The organism is Sporocytophaga myxococcoides DSM 11118, from assembly GCF_000426725.1.
Lineage (GTDB): Bacteria > Bacteroidota > Bacteroidia > Cytophagales > Cytophagaceae > Sporocytophaga > Sporocytophaga myxococcoides.
In genome coordinates this window covers 227,092-241,893 of sequence record NZ_KE384561.1, presented here as the reverse complement: position 1 = coordinate 241,893, position 14,802 = coordinate 227,092, and the positions used below count along the sequence as shown (strand labels likewise).

6 protein-coding genes are annotated in these 14,802 nt (G+C 35.3%); all 6 read left to right on the top strand.

Going from position 1 to position 14,802, the window contains the following annotated elements; all coding sequences use genetic code 11:
• The first annotated feature begins 12 nt into the window (after window positions 1–12).
• On the top strand, window positions 13–2,181 hold the full coding sequence (locus tag K350_RS30360) for a GumC family protein (RefSeq protein ID WP_037577265.1): 2,169 nt from the start codon (window positions 13–15) through the stop codon (window positions 2,179–2,181).
• A 108-nt stretch (window positions 2,182–2,289) separates the two neighbouring features.
• The gene (locus tag K350_RS30355) at window positions 2,290–3,651 is read left to right on the top strand and encodes a flippase (RefSeq protein WP_051313671.1); all 1,362 of its coding nucleotides are present in this window, start codon (window positions 2,290–2,292) and stop codon (window positions 3,649–3,651) included.
• Window positions 3,652–3,654: 3 nt separating this feature from the next.
• Window positions 3,655–4,872, top strand: coding sequence for a glycosyltransferase (locus K350_RS0125055; RefSeq protein ID WP_028982257.1), 1,218 nt, complete (start codon window positions 3,655–3,657; stop codon window positions 4,870–4,872).
• Between the two features lie 127 nt (window positions 4,873–4,999).
• Window positions 5,000–6,490, top strand: coding sequence for an O-antigen ligase family protein (locus K350_RS30350; RefSeq protein ID WP_051313669.1), 1,491 nt, complete (start codon window positions 5,000–5,002; stop codon window positions 6,488–6,490).
• A 51-nt stretch (window positions 6,491–6,541) separates the two neighbouring features.
• A complete protein-coding gene (locus K350_RS0125040) occupies window positions 6,542–7,246 on the top strand; it encodes a TolC family protein (RefSeq protein WP_028982256.1) in 705 nt (234 codons plus the stop codon).
• A gap of 683 nt (window positions 7,247–7,929) precedes the next feature.
• Window positions 7,930–14,802: fibronectin type III domain-containing protein (locus tag K350_RS0125035; RefSeq protein WP_028982255.1), on the top strand; the 6,873-nt coding region annotated here is incomplete at its 3' end.

Genomic DNA, 14,802 nt, shown 5'->3' with positions numbered 1-14,802 from the left:
ATTGTATTTAGCATGGATTTTAAACTTTTTTTAAAGGTTTTATTGAAAAGAAAATGGCTGATTTTAGGTATTACCATTTTGAGTTCAATGGCAACATTTTTACTTGTATCAAGAGCTCCTAAAATTTACGTTTCATCAGCTCAGCTGGCCACCGGGTTTACAGAAAGAAATGATGAGAAAAATGAGAATGCGGTTACTATTACCAATAAATTCAATAACCTTACTGAAATAATAAACTCTCCACATTGTATGAGTCTTGTGTCGTACAGGCTTGTATTAAATGACCTGCGTTCTGAACAACCATTCGGAAAGGTTTATAAAGTAAAGGATGAATTTAATACTGAAGAGTTAACAGAAATTGTAAAGGTTTACAAAGCAAAGTATGATTCTCTTGATATCATTTATGGTAATGATGACCGCGAGATGAATGCAGTTAAAGTATTGAAAATCCTTGGATACGAGTATCCGACACTTACGGATAACTTTACTGTTACTAGGGTTCCTAACAGCGACTATATTGAAGTGAAATTCTCTTCAACCAATCCTAAATTATCTGCTTATGCTGTAAACGTGTTATGTGATGAAGTTACAAGATATTACGCATACATAAAAAATCAGAAAAGTGAGTCATCATTAAATTACTATTCTAAAATTCTAGTAGAAAAGAAAGAAGAGTTGGATAGTAAAATTGATTCTTTGAATAAATTCAAAGAGCTGCATGCTGTTACCAACTATGGTTTGGAAACTCAGGCGAAACTTGATCAGGCAGCACGATTGGAATTAAGCAGGGAAGAGGAATACAAAAAAATACAAGCATTAAAGAGAGCTCTTGCATTAATTAAAAAGGAACTGAACAGAGGTGGTATAGATGAATCTGAAGTGTCAAGTGGTAGCTCCAATTCAAAAATTTATGATTTGAAAGGTAAAATTTCGGACCTCAATAATAGATATGTAGTGTCCGGTATGACTAACAAAATACTTAGAGACTCCCTTAATTCTCTAAGAAATCAGTTGGAGAATCAGATATCAAGATCTCTTAATGAGAATACAGGTGGCAGTATCAGCAATGCTGGAATAGATCTGATGGAGAAAAAGATCAATACTGAAATTGAACTAGAGATAGCTACTGAAAATCTTAGTTCTATTGAAAGTTCGATTATAAGTTTGAAGGGAAATCTTTCAAATTTTGCGACTAAGGAAACAGCGATATCCAGGCTTGAATTGGCTGTGTCTGTTGCGAAAGAAGAGTATCTGAGAATTCTGGATAAATTTAATGCAGCTAAAAGTACTTCGGCCAATGCGGGTAATATTCGTCAATCAGAGCTAGGACTTCCGGCAAATGGTCCGCAACCAACTAATAAGTCACTGCTCACAATACTCGCGGGTGTGATAAGCTTTACATTCTGCATTGTGTTTGTATTTGTGCTTGAATATCTGGATGTGAGTGTAAGGACTCCTTCAAATTTTGTAAATCTTACAAACTTTGTTCTTTTGGGCAGCCTTCAGAAAATTAACATCAAAAAGGGAAACCTTTTAACAGCTATAGATGCTAGTAATTCCAATGATGCATTCAGAAACCAATTAAGAAAAGTGCGCTTCCAGATGGAGCAATCGAATTCAAAAGTTTTCCTCTTTACCAGTACACAAAAAGGACAGGGGAAATCATTTTCTATACTAGCACTGGCAAATACTTTAAGTCTTAACAACAATAGAATTCTGATTATTGACAGCAATCTGAAAGGTAATAATATTACAAGAGCTCTTTCTGCTAAAGTTAAAATTGAGAATTATTTAAATCTGGATGATACCAATAGTAATAAAGATTTGGCTCAGTGTGGATTTAATCTTATTACTAAAACGGATATAAATGGAGTTGATCTGATTGCATCAAAAAATACATTAGCATCACCTTCGGAATTTTTTGCTGGCAGAAACTTTGTTGAATTTCTGAATATGGCTAAAGAGAAGTATGATTTCATACTGCTTGAAGCATCAGATCTTAATGAATATCCGGATGCATATGAGTTCGTAATTTACGCCGATAAGGTAATCGGTGTGATATCAGCAGACTCTGAAATTAAAAATGTAGATAAAAGATCCTTCGATTTCCTTTCAAGTTTGAATGGAAAATTTGCGGGATTTGTACTTAATAAGGTTGAACCGGATCATATTATTTTATAATTAATGAAGTCTTATAAAAGTAACAATATAGATTTTTGCGCACAGAACCATTGCTTATAGGGGATAAGGTTCAGATTATATAATTTATTTTTAATATTCAGAAGAAGAATGAAATTTTCTAAAGATTCATACTGGATTCAGTCGGGTATATATACGACCCTTCAAAAGTTTGCCATCATATTTTTTAATTTTGGCGGGTTCTACTTTCTTGTAAGAACATATTCTAAAACTGAGTTCGGTATATATGCCCTTTTTACTACAATATTTTATCTGATTGAAACAGCCAGAGCCGGATTAATCAGAAATTCTCAAGTAAAGTTTTTGGCTTCAGAACCAGAAGCTGAACATCCTTTTATTAATACAGCTTCCCTTGTAATGAATGTTGTATTTACTCTGGCTACCTCAGTTATTATTGCAGCTATTGCATCTTACCTAACAGATTTATGGAAGGCACCTAACCTGGATGTAATGCTTTATTATTCATTGCTTACTTCTTTTGCTTTGATTCCTTCAACGCAATTTGAATTTATACAACATGCAAGGGGGGACTTTAAAGGTGTTTTTATCGCAACACTAGCGAGATATGGTACTATTTTCCTATTCATTTTAATAAGTTACCTCTTAGATTTTCAGTATAGTCTTGTTACTCTTGTAAACGTTCAGACAATTGCTGCTCTGATTGGGTCTCTGGTAAGTTATCTGGCAGTAAGGAAAGGGCTTGAGTTTTCTGCTTCGTTAAGTAAAGAATGGTTTAATAAAATTTTTCACTACGGTAAATATACCTTTGGCACAAACGTGAGTGCAATGGTAAATAAAAATATAGATCAGGCAATGCTTGGCTCTATGATATCTACAGCCTCTGTAGCAACATACACCGCTGCTCTGCGTATCTCAACACTCATTGAAGCTCCTACTTTATCTGTAGCAACAATTGTATTTCCACAGAGCGCCAAAAGAATGCAATCTGAAGGCCCCTCAGCTGTAAAGTATTTATATGAAAAATCAGTTGGAATCCTTATAGCAATCATGCTACCTGCAATGATATTTGTTCTTGTCTTTCCTAAATTTATTATTCAGGTGATCGCTGGAGATAATTATTTGGATACTGTGCCAATTCTGCAAGTGACAATCATATATAGCTTTTTTGTGCCTTATGCTCGTCAGTTTGGAACTGTGCTGGATTCAATAGGGAAGCCCAAAGTTAACTTCTATTTCGTAATCTTCGGAGCATGTTTGACTGCGCTGTTTAATTACTTGTATATATCCCGATTTGGCTTGATAGGAGCGGTGTATGGAACATTAACCACATATGCAATTGTATTTACCCTGAATCAAATTATATTAAAAAGATTACTGGATATCAAGACAATCAATACCTTCATGTATGCCAGGAATTTTTATATAGATGTTTTTAACATCGTAGTTACAAAGATGAAGCTTGGCGGATTACAGATAAATATAAAAAATTGATTTATGAATCGTGATTTAGATATTATCTTTTTTGCCCTTCCAAGATGGGATGGTAATTATTCATCAACTTCATATTCGCTAGCAAAGGAGTTTTCAAAAAGCAATCGGGTTTTTTATATTGACAATCCGTTTACCATAAAAGATTTTATAACACAAAATAGAAGCCCAAAAATTCAAACAAGAAAATCGGCTTTAATTTTTGGTAAAAACATATATAAAAAAGTTAAAGGGGTATCTGATAACTTTACAGCAGTTACACCTCCATTAACAATACCCAATAATTTTCTTCCTTCAGGATATTTTTATGATGCATTGTCATTCGCAAATGACAAGCTGATTTCTATGACCATATCCAGGATCATAAAGGATTATGATGTAAAGAAATATATCTTTATAAATTCCTTTAATCCATTTTATGTCAGACAACTTCCTGAAAAGATAAGGCCCTTACTAAAGATTTATCAAACTGTAGATGATATTGCTCAGAGTGGTTATACATCTAAGCATGGGCCAAGGTTAGAAAAGAATGCTGTCGCTTCTGCGGATCTTACACTAGCTACTTCTCAGCAATTGACAAAACTAATGAAGGTGTATTCTTCAGATGTGCATTACCTTCCTAATGCAGCGGATGTGGAATTATTCAAAACTGCCGCATTCACTAAACTAGATAAGCCGAATGAGTTGGAAGGTAATAACAAAAAAGTAATTGGTTATGTAGGTAACCTTGATAAGCTGAGAGTAGACTACTTGCTACTGAAAAAAATTGCAGAATTTCATAAGGATAAAATTCTGTTGCTTGTTGGTCCTAGTAAATATGAAACATATAAGGACTTCGGTCTGGATAAATATCCTAATGTTGTCATTACAGGAGGGAAAAAGCTGGAAGAATTGCCTGGCTATCTTCAAAACATTAATTGTGCTATCATTCCTTTCGTGTGCAATGATCTGACAAAAAGTATTTATCCTCTTAAAGTGAATGAATATCTGGCTACAGGAACACCAGTAGTTTCATCGAGGTTCTCTGATGATATCAACGACTTCAGAGAAGCAGCTTACCTTGCAGACACGCATGAAGACTTTCTGAACAAGATTGAAGAAGCTATAAAAAGCGACAATGAGGAAAATAGAAAGTTCAGAATTCAATTTGCTGAGAAAAATACATGGTCAGCAAGAGTAAATAGTTTTTGGGAAATCGTATACCCTTATATAGAAAGTAAATAATCAGAATTACAATGAAAAAAGAGGAGGAGAGAGAAAATGAAGCTTTTAATAAGGCTTTGGAGAAGTTTATGATTCTTTTCTGCCTTGTTACATGTGTATTTTTCTTTATTAAAATACTATTCTTTTGATGATGGAAGGACTATTAAAAGAAAAGTTGGGTGAAGCAAAAGAATGGTTTACGAGAAAAACCATTATTGAAAAATTTAATAATGTACCAGGGTACATATTGCTGGTATTTATTGCCCTTTCATTTGCTTTCGTCGTCAGCAAAGGTGGCCTTTTATCAGGGGCGGTTTTGTTGTGTCTGATAGTTGGTGTGCCAGTGATTTTTACATGTCTTTTTCAACTTGAAATAGGGGTCTTTATAGTTTTAATACTCTCATTTTTCATATTAACAGTGCTTCGATTTGTCAATGCTCCATTAGGTTTAACAATGGATGCGTTGATTTTTTTTATGTTTTTTGGTCTTTTTATAAAACAAACCAGGGAACGCGACTGGAGCTTCGCTCAAAATCCAATTAGTTATGTGATCCTTGTCTGGATTTTCTATAACCTGATACAGGTGCTTAATCCTGGAGCTGCCTCCCGTCTGGCCTGGTTTTATACTATCAGAAGTATGGCGGGCATAATGGTATTGTTTTTTATTGCCTTATATTCCTTTAAAACAATCAATCATGTAAGCATCTTTATTAAGATCTGGCTGTTTTTGTCATTTCTTGCAGGAGCTTACGGAATATTTCAGGAAGTGCATGGTTTAATGCAGTTCGAGTTGGATTGGATCATGGAGGATGAATTGAGGTATAATTTATACTACAATTGGGGGCGTTTCAGGAAATTTTCCTTTCTCAATGATCCAACTACTTTTGGAATTGTAATGGGATTTTCAGGGCTGGCTTGCTTTGCTTTATTGGCAGGGCCCTTTTCTGATTTTAAAAAGATTTTATTGACAATAGCTGGAGGTACGATGCTCGTTTCAATGATTTATTCAGGGACAAGAACAGCCTATGCACTCGTACCCGTAGGTTTTATGTTTTTTACATTGTTAACATTCAGAAGAAATATATTAATCATTTCAGGAATAGTATTTTTTCTTGGCACTTTAATAATTGTTAGTCCGATTAAGAGTTTAGGGCCATTGGGATCCAACAGTCTTACCAGGATACGATCAACCTTTCAATTTGAAGAGGATCCTTCTTATAATGTTAGAGCTGTAAACCAAAAGAATATTCAACCTTACATCCAGACGCATCCCCTTGGTGGAGGCTTGGGAAGTGTAGGAGTTTGGGGGCAACGCTTTTCACCAAATTCGCCGTTATCAGACTTTAAACCAGATAGCGGATATATGAGAGTTGCAGTGGAAATGGGATGGATAGGCTTAATTATAAATCTATGTGTGTTTTTTACAATTTTAAAGGTTGGGGTCAAAAATTATTATAGTGTAAAAGATCCGAAGATAAAAGCATACCTTGGAATGATTTTGACAGTCGTATATAGTCTTATCGTTGCAAACTTTCCTCAACAGGCAATAACAATATATCCGACTATTGTTATTTTCTATGTGCTAATAGCACTTTTGGTGAAATTAAAAGAATTTGACGGAGCATTAAAAGTAGGATAATTTTTAGTTTTTAGGTGGAAATTGTTTAATTTTATAAGATATCATAGAATTATGAAGAGGATATTTTTCTTGGTTTTGTTGGTGCTTTCAAATCTTTCGTTTAGTCAAACGATTAATTATAACAGAGAATTCTCTGCTCAGGATTCATTATTTGAAGAGCAGTTAGTTGATATTGCCTGGAAAAATTATCCGGAAAATGAAGAATTCAGGTTGCTTTTGGAAAAGAGCAGAAAAGAAGTATACCCAGAACAAATGCGCTTCACTCGAAATCTGAGACTTACTTATAATTTCAATAATAAAGTTTTGGGAGATGGTACTATAAGTCAAAAACCAATTTTTGGTTTGGGGGTAAGCTTAGCCATAGGTGATTTACTATTACTGCCGAATACATCCAAGCAGGCAAAAAGGGATGTTGCAATAGCGGAGACAAGACTTAATACTCAAAGGTTATCAATAAGAAGTGAAGTCCTGAAAAGATATTATACCTATGTACTTGCGCTCGATCTGCTTAAATTAAGAACTGCAAGTTTTGAAGATGCGGCCTTAATGAATAAAATAGTTAAGGAAAAGTATAAAGGTGGAAAAGCTACTTTAAATGAATTTAATGAATTTGATGCTATCTATAATAACAAATTAGAAGACTTATTAACTCAAAGAACTCAGCTGGCTATCGCCAAATCCTCTCTGGAAGAATTACTGGCAATGAAAATTGAAAATATTCCGGGCTATAAGGAAATGCTTGAGCAGCATAAGTAGAAGCCCATTTTTTTTCTCGCATTTACCTTCCTTTTAAAAATTTAATTTTTCAAAGACTAAACTTCATATTCCTTATATAGTACAATATTCTGGCTGTCTTATTCATGTGAGGACATAGATTAAGTAGTGTAATATTTTTGTTATTTTTTTTAAAATCCTGAAGTGTGGAATATTTCCACAGATTGTAAGAAAACTAGTTTTATAATTTATCGACGATTTGTAACTTTTGGTCGGAATAAGAATTAAGTGATAAAATAATGTTCATCCCTTAAATTTCAATTTGTTTTGTAGGAGTTATTTAATGTTTTATCCAATTAATCACAATTTTGGTCTGTTTTTTTTGTTTGGCATATCTTTTGATTTTGATTTTAATGTGTTGGTAATTAATTGGTTTTAACTAATATTTTGTATGAAAATTAGAAATATTAGGATAGGAGTTATATTTGGTTCATAAATTGTTACATTTTCTCAGTTGGATTATTTTTTTTCAAGGATTAGTACTATTTGTCTTTTTTTTCGACGAATAATTATGGTAATGTAATTTTTGTATTAAAAAGAGGAGATATTGAAGGTATGATAGATCTTACTTTTGTCTTATCGGGACATATTATAAATTTTTAGATTCAATCATTTTAAAATTTTAGTTTGAAAAATCAATTTTCACTAAACGTTTACAAAACTTTATGAAAAAATTTTTATTCTTCATCCTCTGTTTTTGGGGGATAGGTATTATCCATTCCAAGGCGCAGTATAGCGGAATTTCCTGGAGTTGGAATACAAAAGCGTTTGATTCTCTCTTCTTTAAAGGGTCAGCTGCGGTAGAAAATTATACAATGCCGTACAGATTATTGAAGCCTTTAACTTATAACCCAATAGATCAGGTAACGCGCTATCCAATGGTGATAATGTTACATGGAAAAGGTGAGGGGATGAGTACCGATTGCAGTACACAAAGAGGAATAAACATTTGTCAACTTGGTTGGGGTGGAAAAATGGAGCTGGATTCTGTAGGAAAGTATCCGGCTTTTTACGTTCATCCGCAAACGTTTGGAGGTGGTTGGTCTTCTTCTGATGGTAGTGGTGATTACTCTGTGACACCCGAAAGACCAATGGCCGTTTTGGTCGAACTTTTAGATTATCTGTTCAGAACTTATCCAGTAGATATAAATAGAGTATACATCCACGGATTATCTGGTGGTGGACAAGGTGTGTGGGAAATGTTATTCAGATATCCTGGCTTATTTGCTGCAACATCTCCTCATAGTGCTACAGGAAATTTATATTTAGCTAAAAATATCATTTATAATCCGATATGGACAGTTCAAGGGCAACTTGATACCAATCCTCGTCCTGAGAATTCGATTAAAATGATGGACTCATTAAGAAAATATGGAGCTTCTCCTATTCTTACTTATGATGCAAATACCAATAAGCAGGTTTGGCCTGTAGTCAATAACATAGCCGGAAACCCTCTATATACTTATGTACCCAATGTCGGTCACGATGCATGGACAACATTATATAATAGCCCGGTTTGGTTAAAGTGGATGTTTTCGCAAAGCAAACTTAAAATTAAAGTCTGGAACAATGGTGATTTAGGTATTTGTCAGAATGTGAATGATAGCAGATTGTTGGGTATTTCACCTGGATATGAAGCATATGAGTGGAGAAAGGATGGAGTTGTTATTGCTAATTCTAACTCTAATACATATTCAGCTACTGAACCTGGTGCTTATTCTGTAAGATTTAAACAGAAGAAATATTACTATAGTGGAGAAAGCGTTTGGACAGACTGGTCAGAACCAGCAAATATTATTTTTAAGGCTCCTACAGCTCCGGTAACTATTACTCAGTTTAGCAGTGTCGTTCTTCCATCTCTTGATGGTAAAACTTCCGTTTCACTAGGTGCTCCGACCGGATATTCATATTTGTGGTCAACAGGAGCAACGACTCAAAATGTTACAATTTCTGCAGCAGGTTCCTATACTGTAAAGGTTACCTCTCCTGGAGGATGCCAAAGTGAGGCTTCTGCACCAGTATTAGTGACAGTTGGAAATCATCCGAATACACCAACAGCACCTGCAAACCTTACAGCTGTTGGAATCTCTACTAAAAAGATCAAGCTTTTCTGGGAAGATAAATCCGATAATGAAAATGGATTTGAAATCTATCACGCAACAACTTCGGGCGGGCCATATATCTTCAGAAAAGTTGTTCCTGCCAATACAGTTACTTATGAAGATGATTTGCTTATTCAGGATAAAACCTATTACTATAAAATAAGAGCCATAAATAATAATGGAGGTTCTGCATACTCTTTAGAAAAATATGGAAAAACCGCTCAGGATAATGTTATCCCGACAACTCCTCTTAATTTAGCTATTACTGCTAAAACAAGTACAAGTGTAAGTTTAAGTTGGACCGCAAGCACAGATAATTATGGACTGAATAAATACCTTATTTACGCTGGTAATACTGTAATCGCAGAGGCAAGTGCATCTCCTTTTACGGTTACCAACCTTAATAGGGATACTTATTATGCAATCACTGTAAGAGCAATAGACAATGCAGGGTTGTTGTCAAATCCAAGTAATCAGGTTTCTTTCTCTACTAATCTTAATGGTTTAGATTATTCTTATTATGAAGGTACCTGGACTGTGCTTCCAGATTTCAGCACATTAACCCCTGTAAAGACAGGTTCTGTAACTTCATTCTCTTTATCTCCAAAAGTAAAATCTGATTATTTCGGATTTAGATTTACAGGATATATTAATATAACTACAGCCGGAACTTATACTTTTTATACAAATTCGGATGATGGTAGTAAACTTTATATCAACAATAATCTGATTGTTAATAATGACGGTGCTCATGCTCCGCAGGAAAGATCAGGAACTGTAACTTTACCTGTTGGTAAACATGCTATTAAAGTAGATTTCTTTGAAATAGGTGGTGGCGAACAATGTGATGTAAGTTATTCTGGTCCGGGTGTTTCCAAAATGATTATTCCAAGTTCTGTATTATTTACAGGAACAAGTGCTACAGCTTCCACACCTCCGGCAGCAATAACTTCTTTATCAGCAGCAGCCGTAAGTTCTTCTAAAATTAAAGTTACATGGACCAACTCGGCTCCAAATGTAAATTTTGAGTTGTATAGAACTAACGCTGGAGGAACGACAAATACACTTATTTATACAGGGAATGCATTGACCTTTACTGATTTCGGATTAAGTGCTTCGACAAAATATTACTACAAAGTAAGATCGATTACTGCGAATGGGGAAGCTGCTTATCCTACAATCGTGAATGCAACTACAACTGCCAAACCTGCAGCGCCTAGTAATCCAGGCTCTCTTGTAGCGCAAGTGTTATCTTATTCTCAGGTTAAATTGACTTGGACTGACTCAAATAATGAAGATAACTTTGTTATCGAAAGAGCCGAGTTTAATTCAAATAACTTCACAGTTATTGATAATGTTCCTGCAAATACTTTAACATATACCAATACTGATCTTGAATCTAATACTTCATTCTATTATCGTGTAAGAGCGCAGAATGACGGAGGTTATTCAGGATATACTTCTATTGTAAATGCGGTAACATTGATAAACATCCCTAAGGTTCCAACTAACCTTGCTGCGGACGTGAAATCTGTTTTGAAAATTAACCTTTCTTGGACGGATAATGCTACTAATGAGGATGGATTTATACTAGAGAAAAGTTCAGATATAAATTCCGGATACGTGCAGTTAGCTGCATTACCGGCAAATACAACTACCTATACTGACGGTGGTGTTGAAGGCGCAACTTATTACTACAGATGGAAGGCATATAATGCTCATGATGGAATTTCAGAATATTCTGCTGTGCTTACAGTAAATGTTCCTCAGGCTCCATATGCTCCTAATTCAGGTAACTGGAGAATTGCAGCTGTCGAAGCTGCAGATAATGGTGGAGATGCTACCTTTGTTACTGCACTTAAGAACAAACAAGATTATCTGACGAAACTTACAGTTGCACCGGGTGCTACAAGAACTGTCTCTGTTAAACTTCCTGCCATGACAAATGATGGTATGTTTGTATTTAACATAGAGAATAACATAGAGTCTGTACCAGTAGCAGCCTTTACGTCTGATAATTCAACAAACGGTGTGGATGGAACCTGGACAGCAGTTGCTAGTCCTTATGTATCAGCGTTTGAAAATGACCTTCAAAAGTTTGATATCCCTCAGGCTTATGGTGGAAAGTGGATCAGACTTTCATTTACTAATAATTTCACAGGAAATGTATTGCTGAAAGAATTCGGTCTGTATCAGTTTTCTCAAACAGGAAGAGACAATTATTTCTTAATCTGTGGTGCTTCTATAGAGGAAGCTTGGGGTAGCCATGATGAAGTGAAAAAAGAAATTGAAGCAGCATTTCCAGGTCAAGGTTATGAACCTGTGATATTCAATATTTCAGTTAGCGGTCAGAATGTAGGCGGATTGGCATCAACAATAGACGCTATTCTTGCCAGACATCCTCATGCTTCATATGTATTTATACATCAGGGAGGTAATAACGTTACACCTAAGAGACCTTTACTTTATTCCGACTTATACAACTCTTATACTAAGAATCAGTTTGTAGCTCAATTCAATAAGATCGCTGAATCAATTATAAACGCTGGAAAACTTCCTTTCTTCTCAAGAATTTCTTACCGCGATTATAAGACTGATCCTAAAGTTAATGGTGGTCTTAACCAGGAAGTAGGTTCGTTACCTTTTAACATTTTAGTAGATAACCTTATAAAGAAGTATACTCCTGAACTTTACAATTTCGCAGAGAAAAAGGGAAGATTGGATATGTACGAACTTACTCTTAATAATCAGGGGCTGCTTACTCCTTATGATGGAATTCACCCATTGGTCGGTCAAACTGATAAATTTATTAAGAACTTTGTAAACACAACTGTTAAATATATTTATAAAGGGGTATGGAATACACCAACTCCATATACTGAATTTGTACCAAACCTTCAGGCTAAAGCTACAACAGCTGTTGAAGCTGCTGAATATAGCTATAAAGGAATTGACTGGTACAGCGCAAGAATACTTACAGAGCAAATCGGAAATTCTTCTGTAAGGGTTCCATTGCTTCAGAGACTTGAGGCTATTGATACAAACTATGTACCTCCGGTACCTACAATTGCTAATGATCTGGTTGCATCTGCTATTTCATATAATAAGATCAGTTTGACATGGAGTGATGCAGCTAATAATGAGCTAGGATATGAATTATATAGATCTTCTACACCTGCAGGTACATATACTAAAGTTTTAATTTCAGATAGAAACGTTGCATCTTACTCTGATTCGACTTTGAATCAGACTACTACCTATTATTATAAACTAAAAGGGTTTAATAAGGGTGGATCTTCAGTATTTTCAAATGTAGCATCTGCTACTACATTGGTAAAACCATTTATCAATACACCTCCTAAATTTACAGCAATTGTTAACCCTACTGTGAAGGAAGCGAACACTTTAGTTATTTCGATTCAGACAAATGACATTGATCCGGATCAAATTACACTTAAAGGTTATGGAATTCCTTCATTTGCAACATTTGTTGATGACCTTAATGGTAAGGGAAGGATCATTGTAAATCCTGGATTAACTGATGCAGGAACTTACAATATCTCTTTGTCTTCTAATGATGGTCAAGGTGGAAAGGATAGTATATCTTTTGTTTTGACTGTTACTAATAACGTAACAGAGACAACTGTTTACAAAGTACATACTGGAGGACCTGCATTAAGTACACCTCCTTTTGACTGGGCTGCAGATACCAAAGAAGCTCCGTCTCCATATCTGGATCCGGCTACTCAGAATTTGAATCAGACGTTTACATTTAATGCAGTCAATACAACCGATGCACCTAATCAATTATATTCTATCTACAGATATGTTCAGAACAATGTTCCTATGCAATATAATTTCCCTGTTGCCAGCGGTTATTATAAAGTGAAGTTATATTTCTGGGCTAGAGTTACAGGCGTTGGACAAAGAGTGATGAACGTAAAGCTTGAAAACACTCAAATGTTAACAAACTTTGACGTTTATGCAGAAGGTGGAAATAATCCAATAATGAAAACTCTTTACGTAAATGTTACCGATGGTATTTTAGATCTTGATATTGTAAGAGTTACAGGTAACTCTGTTATTAGTGGAGTAGAAATAGTTAAAGTTGAAGAACCTGCTCCAAATCACAATCCTGTAATAATACCAATTGCTGATCAGATATTAAATATTTTCAATAGTGTAAGTGTTGCAATCAACACAAGCGACGCTGATGGTGATATTGCTTCTCTATCTGTTTCAGGACTCCCTTCTTTTGCTTATTTCATTAATAACGAAGATGGAACAGGAAGCATATTATTTAATCCTTCAGTAGAAAATGTAGGTAATTATGTTATAGTAGTTAATGCTAACGATAATAAGGGTGGAATATCAACTAAGGCGTTTACGGTAAATGTTAGTACAACCGCTCCGGTTAATCATAACCCAATAATTCAAGCCATTGCTCCACAAAGCGTGACAATTCCAAATGTTCTTGCCTTCGGGGTTTCTGCAACAGATGAGGATTTAGATCCTCTTACCCTTTCTGTTACAGGATTACCATCTTTTGCTACGTTTACAGATAATGGAAATGGAACAGGAAATGTAGTTGTTACCCCTGGTACGAATAATGCAGGAGCTTACACATTGACATTAACTGCTGCTGATAATAATGGTGGCATAGCTACTCAGGACTTTACAGTTACTATTAATCCTGCACCAAATCAGAACCCGGTTATTGCTCCGCTGTCACCTCAAACTGTAACGATACCAAATGCCCTTATTGTAGGTCTTTCTGCAACTGATGCCGATGGGGATGCAATTACCTTATCAGTAAGTGGGCTTCCTTTATTTGCAACCTTTACAGATAACTTAAATGGAACCGCATCTATCGTATTAAATCCAGCAGTGGGTAATGATGGTTCTTATGAGGTTACTTTAACTGCTACAGATAGCAAAGGTGGCATAGCTACTCAGGTTATATCAATAGTAGTAAATGCAGCTGCAGTTAACAATAATCCTGTCATTGCAGCAATTGCTCCTCAGACAGTTTCTATTCCTAACAGTCTTACAATAGGAGTTTCTGCAACTGATGCAGATGGAGATGCAATTACTTTATCAGTAAGTGGTCTTCCATCATTTGCAACCTTTACAGATAATTTAAATGGAACCGGATCTATTGTTGTAAATTCAACAACGGGGAATGAAGGTGCTTATGAGGTTTCCTTAACTGCTACAGATAGCAAAGGTGGCGCAGCTACTCAGGTTATATCAATAGCGGTAAATGCAGCTGCAGTTAACAATAATCCTGTCATTGCAGCAGTTGCTCCTCAGACAGTTACTATTCCAAGCAGTCTTACAATAGGAGTTTCAGCAACAGATGCAGATGGAGATGCAATTACTTTCTCAGTAAGTGGTCTTCCATCATTTGCAACCTTTACAGATAATTTAAATGGA

Bases quoted from the DNA above. Each gene is read 5' to 3' on its own strand.
- K350_RS30360 (WP_037577265.1), top strand. From the start codon at position 13: ATGGATTTTAAACTTTTTTTAAAGGTTTTATTGAAAAGAAAATGGCTG.
- K350_RS30355 (WP_051313671.1), top strand. From the start codon at position 2,290: ATGAAATTTTCTAAAGATTCATACTGGATTCAGTCGGGTATATATACG.
- K350_RS0125055 (WP_028982257.1), top strand. From the start codon at position 3,655: ATGAATCGTGATTTAGATATTATCTTTTTTGCCCTTCCAAGATGGGAT.
- K350_RS30350 (WP_051313669.1), top strand. From the start codon at position 5,000: ATGATGGAAGGACTATTAAAAGAAAAGTTGGGTGAAGCAAAAGAATGG.
- K350_RS0125040 (WP_028982256.1), top strand. From the start codon at position 6,542: ATGAAGAGGATATTTTTCTTGGTTTTGTTGGTGCTTTCAAATCTTTCG.